The sequence below is a fragment of the Nonomuraea sp. SYSU D8015 genome (assembly GCF_008065375.1).
In the GTDB taxonomy this organism is placed as follows: domain Bacteria; phylum Actinomycetota; class Actinomycetes; order Streptosporangiales; family Streptosporangiaceae; genus Nonomuraea.
Map to the genome: position 1 here is coordinate 213,384 of NZ_VJYI01000007.1, position 24,717 is coordinate 238,100.

The window sequence follows — 24,717 nt, forward strand, 5'->3', positions numbered from 1 at the left end:
ACCCAGAGTCGTGGAGCATTCTTCGAACCGCATGGTGTTGGGATGAGATTTGCCTTAAAACCTAGAGGTCTCCGAGCCCGGCCAAGATCCTCCCGATCCAGGCGAGCCCCCGCAGGATCCAGCGGAAAGGCCACAGGATCCACCGGAAGAGCAGCTCGATCCATCTGAACGGATTCACCACGGCGGAGAGGACCAGCCCGATCATCTCCGGATCCAGCGACCGGAGGATCCAGCACCAGCCCCGGTGCCCCCACCTGCGGTACACCACGAAGGAGAACAGCAGGGGCGGGAGCGTCATCACCAGCATGAGCGCGAGCCCCGGCATCGGCAGCCACCAGATCACGCCCGCCGTCCACGCGATCACGTACACCGCCCATTGGAACGCCAGGCCGCCCAGCAGCCAGCCCATGCCGCCCTCCGACTGGACGTGCAGCGCGAAACACCCCGCTTGCTCCCTGCACACGTCCGGCAGCGAGGCGTCGAGGGGGACGGCCGGCTTCCCCGGCTCGGGGGACGGCCCCGGGCCTTCCCGCCGGCTCAGGGGATGCACGTCATCGCTCATGCTCTCTGATCTAGCAGGACGGCCTTGGAGCCCACTGGTCGGTCACTGTCAGTCGCGCGGGAGGACGAGCCCGGGACGGAGGGCGAGGAGCAGGCCGAGCGTGGCGTAGCCGATGAGCAGGTGCCCGCCGCCGACCCACCGCGACGCGCCCTCGCCGAACATGATGAACATCGGCACCGTCACCACGGCCCAGCTCTCCGCGATCAGCGGCCACCAGCGCAGCGGCCCGCGCCACCTCGCGGCCACCGCCAGCTTGATGCCGATGATCATCATGCCCAGCATGGACAGCGGCCAGAACACGTCAAGGACGGCGAGCGCCACGTGGTCCTGGGCGGGCTTGGGGAGCACACCGTGCAGCAGTGACCACAGGCTGGCCAGCCCGAGCAGGACGAGCTCGACCTTGAGCATGATCCGGGAGACCCGCGACACACCCGTCGCCGCGGTCCGGATCTGGACCGTGAGCAGGCCGAAGACGCCGAACTGGAAGGCCAGCGCGGTCAGGTCGCCGACGCGCTGCCCGAGGCCGTCGCCCACGGTCCCGAAGATGAAGATGCTCGTGGCCCAGGCCAGGGTGCCCGCGGTGAGCGCGAGGCCGAGCCGCCGCACGGTGGCCGGGGCGATGGCGGCAGGGGTGGGCGGCCGGTCGTCGGTGGGGACGTCGGTCCTGGCTCTGGCCGGGGTGGTGCTGATGTGGGCGTTCATGGAAGTTCCTTTCTCGTCGTGGCACCAGGCTCCGCGACGGGAGACCCGGGCGGGCAGGGCCCGGTGTCCCGTTCCGATCGGGACCGGTGTCCCGGGACTAAAGGGACGCGAATCGGATGTAATGCGTGGCATGACAGGAAAGGGACGAGGCTGGCTGCCGGCCGTATTGGCCGCCGTCGCGCTGGCCATCGCGGTCACGACGGTGGCGCTGGACGTCCGCGCGGCCGGCGTGCCGGTCCCGGACGCGGCGGAGCTGGAGGCGGGCTGGCCGGCGGCGCTGTCGGGGCTGGCCATGCTCGTGCCCGGCGTGCTGCTGCTGCGCCTGTTGCCGCGCCACGCCGTGGCCTGGGTGCTGACCGGGTTCGGGCTGCTGTGGCTGGTGGACGGCCTGGCGTCGAGCTGGGCGACCTACGCCGTCTACGTGGCGCCGGGGACGCCGGGCGCGTCGGCCGCCTACTGGTTCTACGCGCGTTTCGGCGCGACGCTGCTGCTCGGGCTGCCGGTGCTGATCCTGCTGTTCCCGGACGGGCGGCTGCCGGTGGGCCGGATCTGGCGCGTCCTGTCGGTGACGAGCCTGGCGCTGACCGGGTTGCTGCCCGCCCTGCTGATCACGGCTCCGGTCACGATGATGACGCGGTTCCACGGCGTCGCGCTGCCGCCGGAGATCGCCCGTCTGGAGCTCGACCCGATGGCGGTCGCGCTGCCGTACGGGTTCTGGGAGCCCGCGCTGCGGGTGGCGTACCTGTCGATCCTGGTGAGCCTGGTCGTGCCGTTCGCGGCGACCGTGCGCCGCTACCGGGCGGCCGATCCCGAGCGGCGGGCCCAGATTCGATGGCTGATGTGGGCGGCGCTGGTGGACATGGTCGTGCTGCTGCTGCCGCTGCGGGTGCCGCCCGAGGTGCCGGCGGTCCTGCTGGTCATCGCCGTCGCGCTCACCTCGGCGGCGGTCGTCGTGGCGGTCGCCAAATACCGGCTGTACGACGTGGACAGGCTGCTGTCGGCCACCGTGGCCTACGGCGTTCTGGGCGCGCTGGTGGTGCTGGTGGACGTGGCGGTGTTCACGGTGGCGGGCAGCGTGCTCGGCGAGCGCGACTCCGCGCTGGCCGCGATCGCCATCGTCGCCGTGCTCTACGCGCCGCTGCGCGGCTGGCTGTGGCGCGGGGCGCGCCGGCTCGTACGCGGGACCAGGCACGACCCCTACGCCGCGGTCTCCACGCTGGCCGAGCGGCTGGAGCTGGCGGCCGACGCGGACGAGCAGCTCGTCGCGCTCGCGACGACGCTGGCCGAGGCGTTCCGGCTGGCGTACGTGCGGGTGGAGATCGAACGCCCGGACGGCGCGCGTTCCGTGGCCGAGCACGGGACACCGCGCGGCCCCTCGGTGTCGCTGCCGGTGGCCTACCGGGGCGAGGTCGTGGGACGGCTGGTGCTGTGCCGCGCCGACCTGAGCGAGCGCGACCAGCGGTTGCTGGGCGACCTCGTACGGCAGGCCGCCGCGGCCGCCCGGGCCACCGAGCTCAGCGCCGACCTGCAACGCATCCGCGCCCAGCTGATCAGGGCCCGCGAGGAGGAACGCCGCAGGCTCCGCCGCGACCTGCACGACGGGCTGGGCCCCAGCCTGGGCGCGCTGGTGCTGCGCATCGAGGCGGCGCGGAACCTGACGGCCACCGCGCCCGACCGGGCCGACCGGCTACTCGAGCAGACGGCGAAGGAGGTGGGCGGCGTGCTGGCGGACGTTCGCCGGCTGGTGCACGACCTGCGCCCGCCGGCGCTCGACGAGCTGGGCGTCCTGCGCGCGATCGAGCAGCAGGCCGCCAGGTTCCGCTCGCCCGCGCTCGACGTCCGCGTCGGCGGCGACGGAGCGCTGGACACGCTTCCCGCGGCGGTGGAGGTGGCGGCCTACCGTATCGTGTCCGAGGCGCTGGCCAACGTGGTCAAGCACGCGGGCGCGGCGCGCTGTGACATCACCCTGAGCGTGCGGGAGGGCGGGCTCGACGTGGCGGTACGCGACGACGGCAAGGGGATCGGCCCCGACGTGGCGGCCGGGGTCGGCATGCTGTCGCTGCGTGAGCGCGCGGCCGAGCTCGGCGGTGACTGCCAGGTGAGCTGCCCGCCCGGCGGCGGGACCCTGGTCAGCGCGCGATTGCCGATAGAGACCGCGACGATTTAGGAGGTGCGGGATGTCCGACGAGGCGATCCGCGTGTTGCTGGCCGACGACCACCCGGTCTACCGGGACGGGCTCGCGGTGCTGCTCGGCTCGATCCCGGGCATCGAGGTGGCGGGCACGGCCGCGGACGGCGCCGAGGCCGTCCAGCGCGCCGCCGACCTGCAGCCCGACGTGGTGGTGATGGACGTGCGGATGCCCGGTCTCGACGGCATCGAGGCGACCAGGCGCATCGTCGCCGACAGCCCGCACGTCGGCATCGTCGTGCTGACCATGTCGGAGGAGGACGCCACGCTCTTCGCCGCCATGCGCGCCGGCGCTCGCGGCTATCTGCTCAAGGGCGCCGGCCAGGCGGAGATCGTACGCGCGATCAGGGCCGTCGCGCACGGCGAGGCGATCTTCGGCCCGGCCGTCGCGATGCGGGTGGCGGAGTTCTTCCAGAGCGTCCCGGCCGCTGACGACTCGGTGTTTCCGCAGCTCACGCCGCGTGAGCGGGAGATCCTGGCGTTGGTCGCGGCCGGGCGGTCGAACACGCAGATCGCCTCGGCCCTGTTCCTGTCGCAGAAGACGGTACGCAACAACGTCTCCAACATCTTCGCCAAGCTGCACGTCGCCGACCGCGCCGAGGCCATCGTCCGGGCCCGCGACGCCGGCCTCGGACGCTGACCCCGTCGTCACACCGTGGGCGACCCTTCGCCGTGCCTGATCGCCGTCGCCTGGTCCAGGCGGATGAAGGTCGAGCCCGCGGCGGCCGCACGGGCGCCCAGGACGTGCCCGTCGCACATCCGCGTCTCCACCCCGGACCGGTCGATCACCTTCCACGTCACCGGCTCCCGGCACGGCTGGCCGAGCCGGTCGTAGGCCCAGTCGCGGCGGCACACCCGGCACGTGGAGACGCCGGCCCTGGAGGAGAGGGTGTTGCCGTGCTCGGGGCAGACGCCCCACGGCATGCCGCACGGCTGCGGCTGGACGGCGGTCAGGTCCTGGGCCGAGCGCAGCAGATCCTCGGCTCCCCGGGCCAGCCAGTCCGCGGCATGCCGCGCCGCCGCGAGGGCGTCGTGTTCCGGAGAGCCGATCGATGTGCTGTCGCAGAGCGCCCGGACCTCGGCGGTGAGCGCCTCGGCACGGTTGGCGAGAGCGCGCAGGTGCGCGGGAGTGACGGTCAAGCGGGCATCCATCTCGCAAAGGGCCGCCGCCGGTGCGGCCGGGGACTGGTCGATGTGATCTGGAGCGTCTGCAATTCTCTATGTTTACCTGAGTATGTCGGGCAAATCGGGCGGGCGTGGCCGTGGCGGGCCGTCTGCGTACGGTCCCAGGGGGAGTACGGGGGTGGCCGCGACGCGGTGGAAGCCGGTCCGGTGTTGAGGATCGCGTACAAGCACTGTACGTCCCGCGGGGCGGGTCGTCTGGGGTGCTTGGCCCGCCGGACGCTGTCCACTCCCGGCAGGGAATGGGGCGGGCACCGTGCGCCGGTCGGGCACATGGCTGGAAGTCCTTGAGGTGTTCGCCGGGGTGCGGGTGGGTCGTTTCGGGGTGGGCCGCCTCTTGGAGCGGTCCCGCGCCTCTGGGCGGGGGTGCAGATCCGTCTTGGTGCGGCGGGCGCGGCGGGCGGCCCGGGTGGGCCTGCGCGTCCGGCGGGCGCGGGCCACATTGCCCTCCACCACCGTGCGGATGGTGCGGATCCCGGTGGCGCGGTCGGTGCGGGTGGACTGCTGCCCCAGCAAACCGCGCGCGAGGATCCGCTCGGCCGCGGCCCAGTCGCGGTCGCACGACAGGCCGCAGGCCGGACACCACGCCCACGCCCAGCCCCGCTCGGTGCGCCGGTCGGGAGCCGGGCAATGCTGAAGCAGCGACGTGCCGTCACCGCAGCGCGGGCAGAATTTGGAGGTGCCGCGCGCCGGGACGGTGACCACGGCGATGGCGCTTTTGGCCGCCAGGTGCCGGATCGCCTCCACGACCTGCCCGCGCACCTGACCTGACAACCGCGCGTTCGCCCGCCCCCGCCGCCCGCGCGCCTCCAGGCTGGCCAAGTCCTCCAGATAGATGACCGTCGCCCCGGCAGCGATGGACTGGTCGACCGCCCAGCGGGCCGCCGACCAGGCCAGCGCGTGGTTCAGGTTGCGGATCTTCGCGCACACCCGCTCATGCTCCACCCGCAGGACCTCACACGCCGCGCTCAACGCGGCGAAGCGCGGGTCGGCGGGTGTGATCCCGGCCAGCAGCCGCTCCAGACGCGTCCGCTTGGCGGCCAGGTGCTCGCGTTCGGCCCGCAACCGGTGCAGCTTGGCCGACACCCCGGTCGCGTCGTAGACCAACGGCCGCCCATCCGAGACGACCCGGCCCTCGCCCGTCAGCCGTCCGACCGCGCCGGTCAGCAGGGCGTTCACCCCCCCAGTCGAAGCCGCACCCGAGCACATGACCGGTCGCGGGCGCGAGGCCGATCGGGGTCTGGAACGGCAGATCGATGCGTACCCGTCCCTTGACCACCCGCAGGGTCGGGGAGCACAGCTTCGCCTCCGCAGGCACGGTCGGCGGCAACGTGATCGGCAGCACGTGCCAGGCCCAGCCCCTGGCGGAGGCTGGGCAGGCGGTCAGGGGCAGCTTCACCCGCAGCCGAGCGCTACGCTCCCCGGTGCGTCCCAGGACGGCCAGTTGCCGGTCGGCGGCGGCCAGCACCATCTGAACGCCCGCCCGTCCAGTCCCACCCCAGAGGCCAACGCGTCCAGATCGGCTGGGTTCCACCGGGCGGCCACGATATCGGCGGTCAGTCCCGGGCCAGGCCGGCCAGCCAGCCCACCCGCGGGACCAGCAGCGGCTGCGAGACGACTTGACCGGTCTGCTCTGCGATCGCGCCGTGAGCGGTGCAGGTCGCCGTCGCGGTGAGCTTACTCATTCATCCACCGGCCCCGGCCGCGGGGCGGGCCGAGGCTGCGCCCGGATCGGGCGCCACGCTCGACGATCGGCACGCCCGCACCCCCGCTCCGCTCCAACCTTTCACCCTCAGTAACCGTAAGACTACCAAGATGTGGCCCCGCCGGGTAGAACACGTGAACGACAAACTGCCCCTCTTGCCAACCGGATTGACCCGGAACACGGGCGGCATCGCGGGACAACCCATCGGCGGGTGGCTCGCCGACGCATACCGGCCTGGCGGGATGATCCCGACCCAGGTTGCCCGTCGCCGCCAACCCCGAGATCGCGAGTATCGAGATCAGGTCAGACGCTCAGGTTTTCATAGCGAATATGAAGAGCAGTCCATACCCTACGTCGTGGAGACGGTCATCGAGCCGGGCGCAGCCGCGGGTTGAACACCCATCCCTGCAGGAGCGCGAAGCGGATCGCGGAGGCCAGCGCGTTGGTCAGGATCACCGCGGTCAGCTCGGCCGCCTGCGACGAGTCCGCGGGCAGGACGGCCAGGCTCAGCGTGGAGATCCCCAGCCCGATGAGGAAGGCGATGAGCCCGCCGACGTGGTCGCGCACCGCTCCCGCCCTGCCGCTCACCCCGAACGTGAACCGCCGGTTGGCGGCGGTGTTGGCGACCGTCGTGATCAGCATGGCGGCGGTGTTGGCGGCCGTCGACGGCAGGATCGCGGAGAGCGCCCAGAACAGCACCAGATAGGCCACCGTGCACAGGGACCCGACGACCGCGTACGACGGCAGCCGGCGAGTGAGTGCGGTGGGGGCGGAACCTGCCCCGGTGGCGGGGGCTTGGGGGGTGGCGATCGTGGCGCTCATGATGTCGAGGATCGGGGCCGGGCATGGGAGCTCCCTTGGCCGATCATTAACGCCGGCTGAGAAATCCGCTGGTCAAAGCCGTTTCGCTGTGGCATCGATCACAGCGAGCCCAGGTGCGGCCGGCTCTCGGCGGGATGCCGCGCTGTCCCGGCGTGCGCGCTCAAGGGGGAGGAGAACTCATTGACGGCCCTTCGGATTTGTGAGATCACCATCCAGAGGTCCTATCTTTGAAGCCCCGTGAGCGCTCATGGGCCGAGGGAGCAGCATGCGCCAGGATCCTGTCAGGCTGAGTCGTCGGATGTTGATCGGGGGAGCGGCGGGGATCGCCACCGTGCCCGCGCTCGCGCACAGATCCGTGGCGGCAAACGCCGTCACGAAGGACCGGTCGCGGGACGTGTCGGCCGCGCTGCTGGACCAGTGGGCCGAGGCCCCTGGATCCCACCCCCTGATACCCGATATATCCGGCGCGGGCTACCGCCTCGGCTCCAGGCCGCCGCGGCCGAAGGTCGTCACCCGGGTGACCGATCACGGCGCCCGCGCGGACGGCGCGACGGACTGCGCCCCGGCGTTCAACGCGGCCCTGCGCGCCGCCGGAGAGCGCGGCGGCGGGGTCGTCCTGGTGCCCCGCGGAACCTACCGGCTGGCCTCGCCGGTCTTCGTGCACGGCTCCGGCGTCGTGCTCCGGGGCGCCGGGCGCGACGCGACCGTGCTGCACTTCGACCGGACGCTCGAGGACGGTTACCGGCCCGCCCGGCAGTCCAACGGGAACAGCCGCTGGTCGTGGACCGGCGGGCAGGTGTGGTTCGTGGCGGCCGAGCGGCTGGCCCGGTCCGAGGCCGAGGACTTCGCCGGCACGGAGGGCTGGTTACTGGGCGACACCTTCGCCGACATCGCCCCCGCGGCGCGCGGCCAGCGAACGCTGCTGGTCTCGGGAACGAGCGGCCTGCGCGCGGGCGACATGGTGATGCTCGAGTGTGACAACCCGCCGGACGCGAGCCTGCTGGCGCATCTCGCCGGAGACGTCCCCGGCGCCCTGTCCTACGACTGGCCACGCAGGGCGCCGCAGCTCGTCACCGGCTCCGGCGGCCAATACGTCCAGTACGCCTCCCTCCAGTGGCCCGTCCGCATCGAGGCGATCCTCGGCGACCGGCTGGTCGTTCTGGCCCAGCCGCTCAAGTACGATCTGCGCCCCGGCTGGCCGGCGCGGCTGCGGGCCATCGGCCCCACGGTTCGCGACAGTGGCGTCGAGCACCTGACGATCCGCAACGAGCCGGTCGCGATGACCGCGCACAACAAGCACCCGGGCTCGAACGGCGTGTGCTTCCAGGCCGTGCACGACTGCTGGGCGAGCGACGTACGCGTGGAGAACTGCGACCTCGGCTTCGGCTTCACCTCCGCCAAGTCGATCACCCTCTCCAGGGTGGTCGTGGGCGGCCGGTCGGCCCACCACAGCTTCGCCTGCCGGATGCAGTCGCACGACAACCTCGTCGAGGACTTCCAGATCGAGGCGTTCACCGTGCCGGTGCCGTCCGGCGCCGTCCACCACGGACTCAACGTCGAGGGCCTGTCGTCGGGCAACGTGTGGCGGCGCGGCCGGATGGCGGAGGGCACGTTCGACACCCACCGGGCACTTCCCTTCGAGAACGCCCGGACCGACATCACCCTGGTGAACAACGGCCGCGTCGGCGGCTCAGCCGCCTCCGGCCCGCTGTTCGGCGCCAGGACGGCGCACTGGAACGTCCGGATCACCGGCGGCAGCCCGTACGCCGTGACGATCGCCGACGTCGCCCCGTGCAGCGTGACCCTCGGCATCCAGGGGGTCGGCGGCACCGCCAGCGGGCTCCCGCCGGACTTCACCGGCGACCTGCAGAGCCTGCTCGCCCAGCAGGGCTCGCCTCCCCGGGTCGCCGACCTGTACGCGGCCCAGCGCGATCGCCCGGCGTGATCGCCCGGCGTGACGGACGTTCCCGGGGTGCTCAGGTGTCGTACAGGAGCGACAGCGGCTCCGCCGGATGCCGGTCTCTCAGCTGTGTGGCGGTCCGCCCGACGAAGCGGGTCAGTGACCGCGCCAGGTGCGGTTGGTCGAAGTAGCCGAGCCGGTGGACCACGTCGCGGGCCGGCACGCCCTCCTGGAGCAGGATCGCCGCCTGCCTGGCCCGGTTGATCTGCCGGACGGCGCCGCGGGTGAGGCCGGTCGCCGCCAGGAAGCGCCGCTGGAGAGTGCGTTCCGACACGTCCGGCGACGCGCCGCGCAGCGCGTCGGCGACGATCGGGTCACGGTCCAGGACGTCCTCACGGACCAGTCGCCGGACGAACTCCTCGGCGTTGTCGTAGCCGGGGACGCGCCAGGCGGAATCCTTCAGCCGGAACGATCGGCGCGTCGCGTCGGGGATCTCCACGGAGCCGTCGACGAGCCGGTCGATCGGGAGATGCGGCATCGACGTGCCGAGCGCGAAGTCGATCCCGAAGAAGGTGGCGTCCTCGGGGACGGGGGCGTGAGCCGCCCTCGTCTCCGGCCCTTGGACTGCCGCGCTGAACCGGCCGCGGTGCTCCCAGAAGACCAGCTCGCAACAGGTGGTCGCGATCGACATCATCTGGTTGACGTCCGAGCTGCTGCTCCGCCACACCCGCTCGATGTACGGCGAATCGGACGGCCGGCTCTCGACTTCCAACCCCATCCGCGTCATCCCTCTCGGATCTTCCGCTCTGCTTCCCGACCCTACGTCCGTTGACACCGGCCTGCCCGTAAACTGCCTGGTATGCGGCGATTGACCAGTACGGTGATCGTGGTGGCGGGGCACGGCGCCGGAGACGTGGTCGCGGGGCTGGACGGGCTGCACAACGTGCGGGCGATCCCGCGAGGGGAGCGGCGGCCGGCCGAGGTGATGGAGATCACGGCGCGCTCGGCGGCGACGTACGTCGTGCACGACGCCGATCCGCTGGCCGACGTGGCGGCGGCGTGGACGGCCTTCTTCGACGGCACGGCGCCGGTGGGCACACTGGAGGTGGCCGTCGAGGCCGCGCTGGGCGAGCTGCGCGCCGACCGGCTGGTGCTGCCCGACTACTACCTGGTGCTGGACCCCGACGGCATGACGGAGACGTGGCGGCACTGGTGGCTGGGGGTGCTGGCCGGGGCCGCACCCGTACGGGTCGTGCCGATGCAGGCCTCTGCGGCCGCGATCGCCGAGGAGCTGGGACGGCTGGCGGCGGGGCGGTGGTGGCCCGCCGACCTGGAGGCGTGGCTGCGCGGGCTGCCCCGGGTGGTGCCCGACCGGGCGGGGCTGCCCGGCAGCGGCGTCGTGGTGGGTTAGTCGCGGGGTCCACTCCGGGGGCCGGCGGTTCCCGGAGCTTCGCCATGTCTCGGCATGCCATGGGACGTCCTATCGGGGACGAATATGGACGCGCGTAAATGAATGTGATTATCATTTGCCTGCCGTCGGCGACTCACCCCGGAAGGAGTTCCCGTGGCCGTCCAGGAAACGCGGACCGAACGCCGCATCGACCTGCGCATGACTCCGAAAGATCTGATCAACATCGGCGTCTTCGGCGCGCTCTACCTCGTCATGGTGTACGCCATCACCATGCTGGGGTTCATCAACCCGGCCGTCATGCTCGTCTCGCTCGTCGCGAGCATCGTCGCCGGGGCGATCCCGTTCATGCTCTTCCTCACCCGGGTGCGCCACGCCGGCATGGTCACGATCTTCGCGATCGTCACCTCCGGCATCCTGGCCCTCACCGGTCACCCGCCGATCAGCTTCGCCATCACCATCGTGTGCGCCCTCGCCGCCGAGGCGATGCTGCTGGCCGGTGGCTACCGGTCCAGCCGGATGAGCGTGCTCGCCTACGCGGTCTACTCCGCCTGGTACGTCGGGCCGATGATGCCGATCTTCTACGCCCGCGACGACTACTTCTCCAGCCCGGCCATGCGGCAGATGGGCCCCGACTACACGGCCCAGATGGAGGCCGTGCTCTCGCCTGCCGTCCTCATCGCCTTCGACGTCTCCACCGTCGTCTTCGGCCTGCTCGGCGGCCTGCTCGGGCTACGCCTGCTGCGCAAGCACTTCCGGCGAGCGGGCCTCGCGTGAGCCTCACGCTCGGTACGGGGAGCGTCGAAAGCGCTCCCCCCACCGCGGTCCGGACGCGCCGGACGGTTCGGCTGGATCCGCGTACGAAGATCCTCCTCGTGCTCTCCTCCAGTTTCGTCGTGATGGCGCCCGGCGGGCAGCCCTTCGTTCCCGCCGCGGTCGTCCTCGGCGTGCTGCTCGCGCTCACCGAGCGTGCCTGGGCCCGCGCGCTGGGCCTGCCGCTGGCCGCATCCGGGGTGGCCGCCGTCGCCTATCTGCTGCCCGTGGCCCTTCCGCACCCCGCCGTCGGGATCGTCGCCGTCGCCGCGGCCTTCGCGCTGCGGTTCGTCGCCGTCGGCGGCGTCGCCCTGCACCTCGTGCACACCACGCGGCCCACCGAGCTCACCGCCGCGCTGCGCGCCGCCCGCGTCCCCCGCGCGATCACCGTCTCCGGCGCCGTCATGCTGCGCTTCCTGCCGGCCATCGTGGCCGAGGCCCGCGCCGTGCGCGACGCCATGCGGCTGCGCGGCATCGGGGGCTGGAGCGGCCTGCTCCGCCATCCGCTGCGCAGCATCGAGCACTTCGCCGTGCCGCTCATCGCCTCCACCCTGCGCGTCGCCGAGGACCTGTCCGCCTCCGCCCTGCTGCGCGGACTCGGCGCCGCCACCCGCCCGACCACGATGCGCCCGCCCAGGTTCGGCGCCGCCGACGCGGCCGCCGTGCTCGTCGTCGCCGTGCTCGCCGCCGTCACGCTGCTCAGCGGAGCCGTACGGTGATCCGCGTCGAGGCGGTGCGCTGGACGTACGCCGGCGCTGACACACCCACGCTCGACGGGCTCCACCTGCACGTGCGGCAAGGCGAGACGGTCGTGCTGTGCGGGCCGAGCGGATCCGGCAAGAGCACGGCGCTCCGGCTCATGAACGGCCTCATCCCGCACTTCCACGAGGGCGAGCTCGACGGCGCCGTCCACGTCGACGGGCTCGCCGTGGCCGGCACCCCGCTGGAGCGGCTCGGCCGCCGTACCGGCACCGTGCTCCAGCATCCCCGCCGCCAGTTCTTCACCGACAGCACCGAGACGGAGCTCGCCTTCGCTCTGGAGAACTTCGGCGAGCCGCCCCAGCACATCCGCGAACGCGTCGCCGCCGCGATCGACGAGCACGGGCTCGCCGCCTTCACGGACCGGCGCCTGCAAGAGCTGTCCGGCGGCCAGCAGCAACAGGTCGCCTGCGCCGCCGCGGCCGCGCACCGGCCGCCGCTGCTGCTGTTCGACGAGCCGACCTCCAACCTCTCCACCGCCGCGATCGAACGCTTCACCGCCACCCTCCGCAGGCTCCGCGCGGCGGGCGCCACGATCGTCATCGCCGAGCACCGGCTGCACTACCTGCACGGGCTCGCCGACCGGGTCGTCGCCATGCGCGACGGCCGCGTCGACGCCGAATGGCCGGGAGAGGAGTTCGCCACGCTCGACGACGAGGCCCTGCGCGCCCGCGGGCTGCGCGCCCGCACGGCACCCGAGCGCACCCGCCCCCTCCCGGCGTACGCCCACGGGCCCAGCATCGACCACGACGCCACTCCCTCTGCTCCTTCCGGGGCGGGTTTGACGCTGCGCGCTCTTCGCTGCGCCTTCCGCGGGCGGCGGGTGCTCGCCATCGACGAGGCGCACCTGCCCGCCGGGGTGATCACCGCCATCACCGGCCCGAACGGCGCCGGCAAGACCACCCTCGCCCGCATCGTCACCGGGCTGCAACGGCACGACGGCGAGGTGCTGCTCGACGGACGGCCGCTCAAACCGGCGCGGCGGCTGCGGGAGAGCGCGATCGTCATGCAGGACGTGCAACGGCAGCTGTTCACCGACAGCGTCGAGGCCGAGCTCCGCCTCGGCGTGCCGCCCGGCGCCGAGCTGGAGGAGCGCTCCCGCACACTGCTCGCCGACCTCGACCTCGAGCCGTTCGGCGACCGGCACCCGCTGTCGCTCTCCGGCGGCCAGCAGCAGCGCCTCGTCGTCGCGGCGGCCAGGCTCAGCGGCCGGCGCATCGTCGTCTTCGACGAGCCCAGCTCCGGCGTCGACCGCCGCCACCTGCGATCCATCACCGGGATCATGCGCGACCTCGCCGCGGACGGCGCCGTGGTCCTGCTCATCAGCCACGACGACGAACTCCTCGCCCACGCCACCCAGCAGGAGCTCCGGCTGCGTCCCCTGGACGGGCACCGTGATCCCGATGTCGATCATCCGACGAAGAGGCCCGGTTGGTACGGTATGGGCAAGTGAAGACCGGCTTGACAGGGTGGGGTAGAGGTGGAGATCGAGCAGACGGCGTTGCCGGGGATCGGGCTGCGGCACGAGTTCACCACGCGGTCCGGGCGCCGGATCGGCGTGGTCTCCCACCGCACCGGCCGCCGCGACCTGGTGATCTACGACCCCGACGATCCCGACCGCGCCTGTGAGACCGTCAAACTGAACGACGAGGAGGCCGACGCGCTGGCCGAGCTGCTCGGCGCGCCACGTGTCGTCCAGCGCCTCAACGATCTGCACCGCGAGGTCGAGGGGCTGGTCAGCGTGAAACTGCCGATCAGCGAGGGCTCGCCGTACGCGGGCCGCCCGATGGGCGACGCGCGGGTGCGGACCCGTACCGGCGCCTCCATCGTGGCGGTGGCCCGCGGCACCCAGATCTTCACCGGCCCCGCCCCCGATTTCGTGCTCGTCCCCGGCGACCTCGTGGTCGTGGTGGGCAGCGCCGAGAGCACCAGCGCGGTGGACGACATCCTGGCCCGAGGGTAGGACCGGTTGCACCACACCGCGATTTTGTTCCTGGAGTTCGGTGCTGTCGTTCTCGGGCTGGGCATTCTAGGAGCGCTGGCGCTGCGCGTCGGCATCTCGCCCATCCCGCTGTACCTGATCGCCGGGCTGGCGTTCGGCACCGGCGGGATCGTGCCGCTGGCCACCAGCGAGGAGTTCATCCGGGTCGGCGCCGAACTCGGCGTGATATTACTGCTGCTCACGCTCGGTCTGGAGTACAACGCCGACGAGCTGGTGACCAGCCTCAGGGGCAACGCCCGCGCCGGGATCGTGGACCTGCTGCTCAACGCGGCGCCCGGCGCGATCTGCGCGCTGCTGCTGGGCTGGGGGCCGGTGGCGGCGGTGGCGCTGGCCGGCGTCACCTACGCCACGTCGTCGGGCATCACCGCCAAGGTGCTGTCGGATCTGGGGTGGATCGGCAACCGCGAGACGCCGGTGGTGCTGTCGCTGCTGGTGTTCGAGGACCTGACGATGGCGATCTACCTGCCGGTGCTGACCGCGATGCTGGCCGGGCTCAGCCTGCTGGGCGGCGCGGTGACGGTGGCCATCGCGCTCGGCACGGTCAGCGTGGTGCTGGTGGTGGCGCTCAAGTTCGGCCGCTTCATCGAGGCGTTCGTGGCCAGCCCGAACTCCGAGGTGCTGTTGCTCAAGGTGGTGGGGCTCGCCCTGCTGGTGGCCGGGGCGGCCCAGCAGCTGCAGGTGTCCGCCGCGGTGGGGGCGTTCCTGGTCGGCATCGCGCTGTCGGGTGAGCTGGCCGAGGACGCCCAGGCGCTGCTGGCGCCGTTGCGGGACCTGTTCGCGGCGGTGTTCTTCGTGTTCTTCGGCCTGCAGACCGACCCGGCGAAGATCGGCCCGGTGGCGGGGCTGGCGGCGCTGCTGGCGCTGGTCAGCATGATCACCAAACTGGTGACGGGCGCGTACGCGGCCCGCCGGGCCGGGATCGCCCGGCCTGGACAGGCCCGGGCCGGGATCGCGCTGATCCCGCGAGGGGAGTTCAACATCGTCATCGCCGGGCTGGCGGTGGCCGCCGGGGCGCACCCCGACCTGGGGCCGCTGGCGGCCGCGTACGTGCTGATCCTGGCCGCGTTCGGGCCGCTGGCTGCTCGCCTGGTGCAGCCGTTCATCACGGCCGTCACCAAACGTACTTGATCTTGTGGAGGGCGGCCGGCGCCGACGTCCCGGGCACGGTGGGCTCACGGCTCGATAAGGCGCTGATCTCCCGGTCTCGGGGGTCGTGTTCGGGGTGCCCGTGCTCGCCGTGCCAGTGCGCCAGGCGGCCGCGGCGGCCCACGGCACGCAGGCGGCGTTCGACGCGCCCGCGTACGGCGCTGGTGGTGACGATGAGCACCTCGTCGCCCTCGCGGAGCTGTGTGTCGGGCTCGGGGACCAGGGTGTCGCCGTCGCGGATGATCAGGGTGACCACGGCCGGATGCGGCAGGCGCAGCTCGAAGATCTCCACGCCGTGCAGGCGGGAGCCGCGCGGGATGGACAGGGTGAGCAGGTCGGCGTTCAGCACGTCCAGCGGCGCCGCCTCGATGCCGACCTCCCGTGTCTGGCCCGGCTGGACGACGTGCAGCAGCCGCGCGATGACCGGCAGGGTCGGGCCTTGGAGCAGGGTGAACAGCACGACCAGCACGAAGACGATGTTCAGCAGGTGTTCGCTGCCGGGCACCTGGGCCACGATGGGGTAGGTGGCCAGCACGATCGGCACCGCGCCGCGCAGCCCGGCCCACGAGATGAACGCCTGCTCGCGCCAGCCGACCCGGAAGACGCTCAGGCAGGCCGCCACCGACACCGGCCGCGCGACGAGCACCAGCACCAGGCCGATGAGCGCCGCGGGCAGCAGAGCGCTGCCCAGCTCCCGCGGGGTGACCAGCAGGCCGAGCATGACGAACAGGCCGATCTGCGCCAGCCAGCCGACCCCTTCGGCGAAGGACCGGGTGGCCGCGCGGTGCGGCAGCACGGCGTTGCCCAGCACGATGCCCGCCAGGTACGCGGCGATGAACCCCGAGGCGTGCACGCTGCCCGCCGCGGCGAAGGCGATGACGCCCAGCCCGAGCGTGGCCAGCGGATACAGGCCGCTGGCGGGCAGGGCGACGTACCGCAGCGCGGCCACCCCCGCCCAGCCGATCGCCAGGCCCACCGCCGCGCCCACGGTCAGCTCGTAGCCGACCTGAACGGCGGTGACCACCGGATCGGGCAGCGCGGTGGCCGTGCTGAACACCAGCACCAGGATCACCGTGGGGGCGTCGTTGAATCCGGACTCCGCCTCCACCATCCCCGCCATGCGGCGGGGCAGCGGCAGCGCACGGAACACCGAGAACACCGCCGCCGCGTCGGTGGACGACACCATCGCCCCCAGCAGCAGCGCCAGCCGCCAGTCCATGCCGAGCAGCAGATGCGCCCCCGCCGCGGTGACCACCATGCTGACCGCCACCCCGACGGTCGCCAGCAGGGCCGACGGCAGCAACAGGCGGCGGATGTCGGCCCAACGGGTGCTCAGACCGCCCTCCACCAGGATGAGCGCCAGCGCCGTGGTGCCCAGAGTCTGCGCCAGCTGGGCGTCGTCGAACTCGATGCCCAGCACGTCCTCACCCAGGACCACGCCGAGGCCGAGGAACAGCAGCAGACCGGGCAGCCCCAGCCGGCTGGCCGTGCGGGCCGCGGCGATGCTGGCCAGCAGCACCAGTGCGCCGGCGAGCAGGACCCCGTACAACTCTGACAGGCTCATCAGGGCACTCCTCCGATCTGCCGCTCACTTCCCGTATGAGGGCGGTTGACCCACTCCTCGCCGGACGGATCGCCGGTTTCTCGGGTGCCCACCCGTGGCGTCGAATCGTCGCAGATGGGAATGGAGGCAGACCAGCACCTCCTGCTACGTGGTCCACGAGGCCGCCGCCGCCGTGCTCGTGACCTTCCGACGCAGGGAGGCCTGAAGGCCGTGCCCGGGGTCCGCAGACCCCGGGCACGAGACCCCTAGCGCCGCAGGTCCAGGCGCACCCTGGCCAGCCAGGACCCCCAGCCGTCCTGCGGCTGGCTGTCTCCTATGCGCAGGTAGAACGCCCTGGCCTCACCCCGCAGCTCGTTGAGGTCCAGCGTGCGCGGCGCGCGGTTGGACAGGTCGCGGACGTCGGCGCTCTCCTGCAGCACGGTCCGCCAGCTCCGGTTGTCGGCCGAGACCTGCACCAGGAACTGGTTGCCGATGTCCAGCGTCAGTGAGCCCCCGGTCACCTGGGCCGGCAGCTCGAATCGGTAGGTGGCGTGGCTGTCGCCGTCGGTGAAGCGGGCGCGGCCGTCGTACACCTCGCCGTCGAGCTGGGAGCCGTCCGCCTCCAGGAGCCAGGGCGCCTCGGCAGGGGTGCCGGGCGTGAACTCCACGGTGTCGCCGATCACCGTGACCGTCACCTGCTCGCCGGCCGGCCCGCGGTCGGAGGTCGCGGCGAACAGCAGCGGATGGCTGCCGGGGCCCGCCGTCGCCGGCGCCGTCACCTGGAACGACACGGTCGCGGACGCGCCCGGCGCGATGGGCCCGAAGCCGGCGGAGGCGGGCTGGACGGTCCAGCCGTCGGGTCCGGTCGCGGTCAGCCGCCCGGTGGCGGGCCGGTCGGCGTGGTTGGACACGGTCACCGGGACCGCCACGGTCTCACCCGGTGCGGCGAAGACCCCGCGGGCCTCGACGACCAGCGGCGACGTGGCCGGCGACTCGGGGGCGAGCAGCTCGATCTCCGCCAGCGACGTGCCGCCGGTGAACCTGATCCGGTAGTGGGCGTACGCGCCGGGATTGGCGATCTTGAACGGGCGGGTCTGTGACCGCCAGGAGAAGCTCTCGCCTGACCGCTCGTCGAGCACCTTCCACGTGGTGCCGTCGGCGGAGCCTTCCAGGACCCACCCGGCCGGGTCCCCGGGGTCGGCTCCGGAGGTGAGCGTGTAGAAGCGCGCCTGCCGGGCGTCGGCGAAGCTGTATCGGACCCATTCGGGCAGCCTCGCCCGGGTGGCCGAGTCGTCGTCGAACAGCGCGCTCACGTCGGCGCCGCCCGCTGCCGACGCCGTGCCGCGCCCCGGCCCCGTGGCGTCGTGCAGCGGCGCGGGGATGCGGTCGTCGCCGGTGATCGAGGGCGGGGCGGCGTTCCTGCCGGTGCCCCAGCGCGAGGGCTTCGGGCCCATCTCGAACACCAGCTCGCCGCCCTTGGCGATCAGGTCGTGCGGCAGGTACGTCTTGTCGTACGCCCTGCCGTTGACCCTCAGTCCCTGCACGTAGACGTTGCGCGGGCTGTTGCCCGGCGCCTTGATCACCAGTTTCCTGCCGCCCTCCAGGTGCACCGTCGCCTTCTCGAACAGCGGCGAGCCGATCGCGTAATAGGGGCTGCCCATCTGCAGCGGATAGAAGCCCAGGGCGCCGAAGATCTGCCAGGCCGACAGCTCCCCGTTGTCCTCGTCGCCGGGGTAGCCCTGGCCGATCTCGCTGCCCAGGTACAGCCGCGAGAGCGCCTCGCGGACCTTGGCCTGGGTCTTCCACGGCTGCCCGACATAGTCGTACATGTAGGGGATGTGGTGCGAGGGCTGGTTGCTGTGCCCGTACTGACCCATCCGGACGTCCCGGGCTTCCCGCATCTCGTGGATGATCCCGCCGTACGAACCGGGGAACGTCGCCGCCTCCGGGGTGGCGAAGAACGCGTCCAGCTTGGCCGCCAGTTCGTCGGCGCCGCCGTACAGATTGGCCAGGCCGCGGCCGTCCTGGGGGACGTGGAAGGCCATGTTCCAGCCGTTGGTCTCGGTGTAGTCGAAACCCCACGTACGAGGGTCGTAGGCGCTCGGCTTCAGGCGGAAGGAGCCGTCGGCGTTCCTGCCCTGGAAGAAGCGCACCGCCGGGTCGAACATGTGCACGTAGTTGAGGGCCCGGTTCCGGAAATACTCGTACTCCTCCAGGTAGCGGGCACGCTGGGCGCCCGTGGACCGCTCGGCCAGCGCCTTGGCCATGTTCGCGATCCCGAAGTCGTTGATGTAGCCGTCCATGGCCCACGACATGGCCTCGCCCGTCGACTGGATGCTCGTGTAGCCGAGGAAGACGGAGGTGGAAAGGCCCTTGCGCCCCACGTGGCGGGTGGGCGGGGCGACGGTGGCGTTCTTGACCGCGGCCTGGTACGCGGTCGCGGCGTCGAAGCCGGTCACCCCCTTCAGATAGGCGTCGGCGAAGGCGACGTCGGAGCTCGTGCCGACCATCAGGTCGGCGTAGCCGGGGGAGGACCACCGCGCGATCCATCCGCCGTCCTCGTACTGCCGGACGAACCCGTCGACCATCTCCCCGGCCGCCCGTGGCGTGAGCAGCGCGTACGCCGGCCAGGTGGTGCGGTAGGTGTCCCAGAAGCCGTTGTTGACGTACACCTTCCCGTCCGCCACCCTCGGCTCGGGCGGGGTGGCGGTGGACGACTGCACGGCGTGCTTGTACACCGGCGCCGCCGCCGTGCCGACGTTCTCGAAGGCCGAGTTGGGATACAGGAACAGCCGGTAGAGGTTTGAGTAGAGCGTGACCAGTTGGTCCCGGCTCGCTCCCTCGACCTCGATGACGCCCAGCTTGGCGTCCCACGCGCGGCGTGCCCGCTCGCTGACCGTATCCAGCGTGTCGGAGGCGCCGATCTCCAGCTCCAGGTTGTGCTTGGCCTGCTCCACGCTGATCAGGGAGGAGGCGATGCGCATGGTGACCGTGCGCGCCTCACCCGCGTCGAAGGCCAGGTAGCCCAGCACGTTGTCCCGGCCCTGGCCGGTGAGCTTGCCGCCGCCGGTGACCGGGCGGTCGAAGACGGCGTAGAAGAACATCCGCGCGGCCCCGGTGGACAGGTCGCTGCGCACGTCCGAATGGCCGGTCACCACGCCGCCCTCCAGGTCGAGCGTGAGGCCGCCGCTGTTGTCGACGTTGTCGAAGATGAGCTTGGCCGAGTCGCCGGGGAAGGTGAAGCGGGCCACGGCCGCGTGGTCCGCCGGGGCGATCTCGGTCTTGAGCCCGTTGTCGAAGGTGACCGCGTACAGGTGCGGCTGCGCGACCTCCCGCTCGTGGCGGAAGGGCAGCGCGCGGGCCGTACGGGACGGGTTCGGCACCCCTTCGGCCGCCGAGGGCATGAACTGGAACGTCTGCCGGTCGCCCATCCACGGGCTGGGCTCGTGGCTGGCGGTGAAGGCCTGGATCTCGGGCAGGTTGGCCGCGTTGTTGGCCCGGTGGTACTCGTAGAGCCAGCTCGTCGAGCCGGCGTTGGTCATCGGCGTCCAGAAGGTGAAGCCGTGCGGCACCGCGGTGGCCGGGAAGTTGTTCCCCCGCGAGAAGCCGCCCGTGGAGTGCGTGCCCCGGGTGGTCACCACATACTGCGAGGGTCCTGCCCCGCGATCGTCGCGACCCTCGTACGGCTGCCGCCTCCGCCGAGCTCCGTCCGATACGATCTTGATGTCGTCGAGCCACCCGCGGAACCCGGCCATCCCGGCGGGACTGTCGTAGGCCACCAGGATGCGGCTGATCCGCTTGCCCCTGGCCACCTCGCCGATCCTGGCGCGCTTGAAGTTCCACTGGTCGGCGTACAGGGTCTTGGACTCGCCCTGCTCGCGCGGCGCCAGCCGGACCCCGTGCTGGTCGACGGCCCGCAGGTCGCTGAGGTACGTGCCGTCGCGGAAGGCCAGGTCCACGGAGACGTACGTGCTGGGATACCGCAGATCGGCGGCGGTGAACTCCGGGAAGACCAGGTAGGACAGCTCCGTCGTGGACGTGACCGGGATGTCCACCTCGAACACCTTGTTGGTGGAGTGACCGCCGCGCTGCGCGGTGGTGCTGCCCGCGTACTGGAACGCCCGCAACCCGGAGAAGCCGGCGCGCGGCTTGGAGACGAACCCGCCGGTCGGCCCCGTGCCCACCTGGCTGCGCATGTCGGTGGGCGGCTTCGGCCCGGTCGTGCCGTCCGACAGCTCCCATTCGGCCAGTTGCAGGATCGAGCCGCTGCCGACGCGGGTGACGTTCAGCCGGTAGTGGGCGTAGGCGGTGGCGTTGGAGAAGCGGTACTCCTTGCGCTGCAGGCGCGAGGTGAACGTCTCGCCGGTGCGGGTGTCCAGGGTGGTCCAGTTCTGTCCGTCCTGGGAGCCCTGCAGCTGCCAGTCGCGCGGGTCGCGCTCGGGCGCGTCGCCGGCGGAGGTCAGCGCGTAGTGCACGACCGCGACCGGGCCGGACAGGCCGTACTGCGCCCAGCCCGTGCCGGTGAACACCAGCCACTTGGTGTTCGCGTCACCGTCGGCCAGGTTCTCCTTCACCTCGCCCGCGGCCGCGTACTCGCCGCTGGCGCTGATCTGGGCAATCTTGTCCGCGATGCTGCCCTCGATGCCCCCGGGCAGGGTGCCTATGACGTTCTTGGACTTCTCGGCGGTGTTGACCCACGTCGGCTGGGGATCGCCGGGCTCGAAGGAGGAGGCGAAGGCCGCCCCCTCGGCCCGGGCCAGCGCCTGCCCGTCCTGCGCGGCGCGCCGTACCTCTGCCGGGGGAGGAGCAGGCTCGGCCGCCCGCGGGTCTGGGGGCGGGCTGTGGGACGGGTTCGGGGCCGGAGTGCCCGAGGGGCCGGGATTGGGGATGGGGTCGGGGCCGCCGGCCTGGACGGTCAGCGCGGCGGCGGGTGCGGCGAGGACGAGTGCGACCACGGCGGATAAGACCGCGGTCAGGACGGATCGACGGCGGGGGAACGGCAAGGGGGTGCTCACAGCGGTCTCCCTGGAGGAGTTATGACAACGTTGTCAACACCGATCTGTTAAGGAACTTTTCAAATCGGGAGGGCCGTGTCAAGAGTCTGTGAGGCGGGAGCCGCTTGCTCAGATCGAGTAGATCGCGATGAGCCCGCCGGTCACGCCCACGACCGAGACGGCGGTCAGCGTCCAGCCGACGATCACGGCCGCGTCCAGGTGGCGGCGGGTGGCACGGGAGCTCCAGTACAGGACGACGTACGGGAGGAAGCCGAAAAGGCCTACGCACAGGAATGGCAGGATCAGGGAGCCGAGCACGCCGCGCGGCCCCGCCAGCGCCGCCCGATCGCCCTCGGGGGTGAGCTGAGCCCGCGCCGTGTCGCCCGCCTCCAGGTCGGCCGGGGCGCGGACCGTGATCGCAGGCCCGCCGGCGTCCGGTGTGAACGTGCCCCCGCAGCGGTACCTGCTCCTGTAGAGGTGCTCGCACGCCGCCACCGTGAGCGAGCCCGGCGTGCCGACGCCCCCCGCCGCCAGTTGGACCTGCGGCACCCACAGCGGGATCGGCACCAGGCACATGCCCGCCCACATCACGATGATCAGCAGCTTGCCGATCGACCCGGGGGTCCGGCTCCCGGAGGCGGGGACCGCGGCCGGGCGAGGGCCGGCGCTGTCCGTGCGGGTGGGGCTCGTGCCGTATCGGCGGTATCGGTTCCGGCCTCCACGACGGCGTCTGCTCATGGCCCCACGATGGCGGCCCCGACTTGTACGCGACTTGTCACCGGCTCTATCGACTCGCGCCGCCAGGCCGGAACCGCGCACCGCGCATGCGAGCCCGGGTCGTGAAGTAGCGTCGATCTTCGTGCCCCTCAGCCATGACGAAACCCCCTCCGGCCGGCTCTGGTCCCGCGACTTCCTCCTCTTCTTCGTCGCGCGCACCGCGTCGATGGCCGGCGACATGATGTTGCCCGTGGCGTTGACCGCCGCCATGGTGGAGGCGGGGTACGGCGCCAGCGGCGTCGGATACGCGCTGGCCGCCCACATCGCGCCCTTCGCGGTCTGCGTGGTGTTCGGCGGGGTGCTGGCCGACAGGTTCGGCCCGCGGCGCATGATGATCGGCGCCGACAGCGGCCGGCTGCTCGTCGAAGGGCTGCTGGCCGCGTGCTTCTTCATCGCCAGACCACCGTTGTGGCTGGTGCTCGCCCTGCTCGTGCTGATCGGCCTCGGCTCGGCGCTCTTCCAGCCCGGCGTGGCCAGCGTGATCCCGCGGATCGCCAAGGACGTGCAGGGCGCCAACGCCACCCTGCGGGTCGCCGAATCGCTGATGACGGTGCTCGGCCCCGCACTGGCCGGCCTGCTGCTCGCGGTGTCCACTCCCGCCGTGGTCCTGGCGGTGGACGCCGCCACCTTCGGCGTGAGCGGGCTGTGCCTGCTGGGCATGCGGAGTCTGGCGCACACGCGGGCGCGGGGCGGTCATCCCTCGCTGCGCAGCCAGCTCGTCGAGGGATGGCAGGAGTTCCGCTCCCGAGCCTGGCTGTGGAGCACCATCGCGATCTGGATGCTCGGCGCGTTGACCGCCTTCGGGCCCAACCAGACGCTCGGCTTCAGCACGATCGCCCTCACGCACGGCACCTCGGCCTTCGGCGCGGTGATGTCGGCCTTCGGGGCGGGGAGCGTGCTCGGCGGGCTGCTGGCCACCCGGATCCGGCCGCGCCACCCGCTGCGCGGCGGCGCCTGCGCCATGGTGCTGTTCGTCCTCGCGCCGCTGGTGGTGGCGCTCGACCTGCCGGTGCCGCTGATCGCCGCCGGCTACGCGGCGGCCGGCGGCGCGATCGCGTTCTGGCTGGTCATGTTCCACACCAGTGTGCAGACCCACATTCCGCCCGCCGTGCTCGGCCGGGTCCACGCCTACGACGTCGCGGGATCGCTGATCATGCAGCCGGTGGGCCGGGCGGTGGCCGGGCCGGTCAGTGAGCAGGTCGGCGTCCGGCCGTACCTGTTGTTCAGCTCGGCCATGGTCGCGGTGATCTGCGTGCTGCTGCTGTCGGTCCCCGCCGTCAGGAACCTGCGGCGAGCGGATTCCCCCGCCCACGAATCATGAAAGCGGTGGTGAGCGGCTGATTTTTGGATCTGGCCGCATACTGGAAGAATCTCGGCAGGAGATGCCTGGAAGGCGCGGACCGGAGGACTGATGGCCGAACGACTCGGCAGGGCCGACGTGGAGGAGCCTGCGGTCAAGCGCCGGCGCCCCCGTGCGGGCAGCGGGGAGTCGCTCGGCGACCAGGCGTACGCCCACATCCGCGCCGCGATCCTGGAAGGGAAATACCGCCCCAACCAGCGGCTCCCCGAAGACGAGGTGGCGGCGCAGCTCAACAGCAGCCGCACCCCGGTGCGCGTCGCCCTGATGCGCCTGGTCGATCAGGGTCTGGTCGTGCGTGAGCGGTCGGGCTGGGTGGTGCGCGAGCACACGCCGGACGAGATCCGTGAGATCTACGAAGTGCGCTGCGCCCTCGAGTCCATGGCCACGGGGCTGGCCGCGGTGCGGGCGTCCGAAGAGGAGCTGGCGCGGATCGCCGCCTTCTACGAGGGGCCGGTCGAGGAGTTCGTCCACCGCCCGCGCGCCGAGCTGGGCCGGATGAACCGCGAGTTCCACCAGGCCATCGTGCAGGCCTCGGGCAACGGGCGGTTGCTGGCCGAGTGGCTGCGCAACCGGGACTTCGGGATCACGTACAACATGGCCGTGGTCTTCACCAGGGACGAGGTCGTCACCTGCGTGGAGGGCCACAAGCGCATCGTCGAGGCCCTGGTGCGCCGCGACCGCGAAAGCGCGGAGCGGGAGGCGCGACTCCACGTCGAGGACGTGCAGGCCGCGGCGGGCCGCAGGCTCGACGCCCTGCACGCCTCCGCGGGCCTCTACCTTTCCTGACGCCTGCTTTTCACGCGTCCGGTACGGCCGCGGCGACAGATGCCAAACGGTGACGAAACAGCCTCCTG

The 24,717-nt window shown here is 72.0% G+C and carries 22 protein-coding genes; 12 read left to right on the forward strand and 10 right to left on the reverse strand.

The features are described 5' to 3' along the window. Positions 1-61 precede the first annotated feature (61 nt). Together ID574_RS28955 and ID574_RS28960 are read right to left on the reverse strand one after the other, a co-directional pair. A complete protein-coding gene (locus ID574_RS28955) occupies positions 62-562 on the reverse strand; it encodes a hypothetical protein (RefSeq protein WP_188192126.1) in 501 nt (166 codons plus the stop codon). A gap of 48 nt (positions 563-610) precedes the next feature. Beyond that, on the reverse strand, positions 611-1,264 hold the full coding sequence (locus tag ID574_RS28960; RefSeq protein WP_188192127.1) for a hypothetical protein: 654 nt from the start codon (positions 1,262-1,264) through the stop codon (positions 611-613). 130 nt (positions 1,265-1,394) lie between these two features. Here ID574_RS28960 and ID574_RS28965 point away from each other — a divergent pair, with 130 nt between their 5' ends. Both ID574_RS28965 and ID574_RS28970 read left to right on the forward strand, forming a co-directional pair. Continuing rightward, a complete protein-coding gene (locus ID574_RS28965; protein ID WP_188192128.1) occupies positions 1,395-3,431 on the forward strand; it encodes a sensor histidine kinase in 2,037 nt (678 codons plus the stop codon). A 10-nt stretch (positions 3,432-3,441) separates the two neighbouring features. Next, the gene (locus ID574_RS28970) at positions 3,442-4,092 is read left to right on the forward strand and encodes a response regulator transcription factor (protein WP_188192129.1); all 651 of its coding nucleotides are present in this window, start codon (positions 3,442-3,444) and stop codon (positions 4,090-4,092) included. 8 nt (positions 4,093-4,100) lie between these two features. Here ID574_RS28970 and ID574_RS28975 read toward each other — a convergent pair whose 3' ends face one another. Together ID574_RS28975 and ID574_RS28980 are read right to left on the reverse strand one after the other, a co-directional pair. Further along, positions 4,101-4,592 carry a hypothetical protein gene (locus ID574_RS28975; RefSeq protein ID WP_188192130.1) on the reverse strand — a complete coding sequence of 164 codons (492 nt, stop codon included), beginning with the start codon at positions 4,590-4,592 and terminating at the stop codon, positions 4,101-4,103. Between the two features lie 84 nt (positions 4,593-4,676). Further along, on the reverse strand, positions 4,677-5,813 hold the full coding sequence (locus tag ID574_RS28980; protein ID WP_188192131.1) for a zinc ribbon domain-containing protein: 1,137 nt from the start codon (positions 5,811-5,813) through the stop codon (positions 4,677-4,679). Between the two features lie 77 nt (positions 5,814-5,890). On the opposite strand from ID574_RS28980, the gene ID574_RS28985 reads away from it, so the two are divergent. Continuing rightward, positions 5,891-6,109, forward strand: a complete 219-nt coding sequence (locus ID574_RS28985) for a hypothetical protein (RefSeq protein ID WP_188192132.1) — start codon at positions 5,891-5,893, stop codon at positions 6,107-6,109. Positions 6,110-6,190: 81 nt separating this feature from the next. Here the strand turns inward: ID574_RS28985 and ID574_RS61805 are convergent, their stop codons facing one another. Next, the gene (locus ID574_RS61805; protein WP_262496061.1) at positions 6,191-6,319 is read right to left on the reverse strand and encodes a hypothetical protein; all 129 of its coding nucleotides are present in this window, start codon (positions 6,317-6,319) and stop codon (positions 6,191-6,193) included. A 386-nt stretch (positions 6,320-6,705) separates the two neighbouring features. Then, positions 6,706-7,161, reverse strand: a complete 456-nt coding sequence (locus tag ID574_RS28990) for a GtrA family protein (RefSeq protein WP_188192133.1) — start codon at positions 7,159-7,161, stop codon at positions 6,706-6,708. Positions 7,162-7,459: 298 nt separating this feature from the next. On the opposite strand from ID574_RS28990, the gene ID574_RS28995 reads away from it, so the two are divergent. Continuing rightward, positions 7,460-9,106 carry a glycosyl hydrolase family 28-related protein gene (locus tag ID574_RS28995; protein ID WP_188192134.1) on the forward strand — a complete coding sequence of 549 codons (1,647 nt, stop codon included), beginning with the start codon at positions 7,460-7,462 and terminating at the stop codon, positions 9,104-9,106. A gap of 31 nt (positions 9,107-9,137) precedes the next feature. On the opposite strand, the gene ID574_RS29000 is transcribed toward ID574_RS28995, so the two are convergent. Then, positions 9,138-9,839, reverse strand: coding sequence for an AraC family transcriptional regulator (locus tag ID574_RS29000; RefSeq protein ID WP_188192135.1), 702 nt, complete (start codon positions 9,837-9,839; stop codon positions 9,138-9,140). Positions 9,840-9,920: 81 nt separating this feature from the next. Here ID574_RS29000 and ID574_RS29005 point away from each other — a divergent pair, with 81 nt between their 5' ends. The 6 genes from ID574_RS29005 (at position 9,921) to ID574_RS29030 (ending at position 15,171) form a co-directional block, all read left to right on the forward strand. Continuing rightward, complete coding sequence (locus ID574_RS29005; protein ID WP_188192136.1) at positions 9,921-10,472, forward strand: hypothetical protein; 552 nt, start codon at positions 9,921-9,923, stop codon at positions 10,470-10,472. 153 nt (positions 10,473-10,625) lie between these two features. Beyond that, on the forward strand, positions 10,626-11,246 hold the full coding sequence (locus ID574_RS29010; RefSeq protein WP_223167176.1) for an MptD family putative ECF transporter S component: 621 nt from the start codon (positions 10,626-10,628) through the stop codon (positions 11,244-11,246). Further along, a complete protein-coding gene (locus ID574_RS29015) occupies positions 11,243-12,001 on the forward strand; it encodes an energy-coupling factor transporter transmembrane component T (protein ID WP_223167177.1) in 759 nt (252 codons plus the stop codon). Before ID574_RS29010 ends, ID574_RS29015 begins: the two co-directional genes overlap by 4 nt. Continuing rightward, complete coding sequence (locus tag ID574_RS29020) at positions 11,998-13,494, forward strand: ABC transporter ATP-binding protein (protein WP_188192137.1); 1,497 nt, start codon at positions 11,998-12,000, stop codon at positions 13,492-13,494. The genes ID574_RS29015 and ID574_RS29020 overlap by 4 nt, the downstream gene beginning before the upstream one ends. Before the next feature lie 27 nt (positions 13,495-13,521). Next, positions 13,522-14,004, forward strand: a complete 483-nt coding sequence (locus ID574_RS29025; protein WP_188192138.1) for a cation:proton antiporter regulatory subunit — start codon at positions 13,522-13,524, stop codon at positions 14,002-14,004. Between the two features lie 6 nt (positions 14,005-14,010). Next, positions 14,011-15,171, forward strand: a complete 1,161-nt coding sequence (locus ID574_RS29030) for a cation:proton antiporter (protein WP_188192139.1) — start codon at positions 14,011-14,013, stop codon at positions 15,169-15,171. Here ID574_RS29030 and ID574_RS29035 read toward each other — a convergent pair. The 3 genes from ID574_RS29035 to ID574_RS29045 all read right to left on the reverse strand — a co-directional run bounded on the left by ID574_RS29035 (position 15,155) and on the right by ID574_RS29045 (position 22,464). Next, positions 15,155-16,753, reverse strand: a complete 1,599-nt coding sequence (locus ID574_RS29035) for a potassium/proton antiporter (RefSeq protein WP_188192140.1) — start codon at positions 16,751-16,753, stop codon at positions 15,155-15,157. The genes ID574_RS29030 and ID574_RS29035 overlap by 17 nt on opposite strands. A gap of 245 nt (positions 16,754-16,998) precedes the next feature. Further along, positions 16,999-21,747: a GH92 family glycosyl hydrolase gene (locus ID574_RS29040; RefSeq protein ID WP_223167178.1), complete on the reverse strand. Its 4,749-nt coding sequence runs from the start codon at positions 21,745-21,747 to the stop codon at positions 16,999-17,001. A gap of 108 nt (positions 21,748-21,855) precedes the next feature. Beyond that, the gene (locus tag ID574_RS29045; RefSeq protein WP_223167179.1) at positions 21,856-22,464 is read right to left on the reverse strand and encodes a hypothetical protein; all 609 of its coding nucleotides are present in this window, start codon (positions 22,462-22,464) and stop codon (positions 21,856-21,858) included. 121 nt (positions 22,465-22,585) lie between these two features. On the opposite strand from ID574_RS29045, the gene ID574_RS29050 reads away from it, so the two are divergent. After that, complete coding sequence (locus ID574_RS29050; protein WP_223167180.1) at positions 22,586-23,824, forward strand: MFS transporter; 1,239 nt, start codon at positions 22,586-22,588, stop codon at positions 23,822-23,824. Positions 23,825-23,914: 90 nt separating this feature from the next. Further along, positions 23,915-24,649 (forward strand): GntR family transcriptional regulator, encoded by a 735-nt coding sequence (locus tag ID574_RS29055; RefSeq protein WP_188192142.1) that lies wholly within the window; start codon positions 23,915-23,917, stop codon positions 24,647-24,649. Positions 24,650-24,717 lie beyond the last annotated feature (68 nt).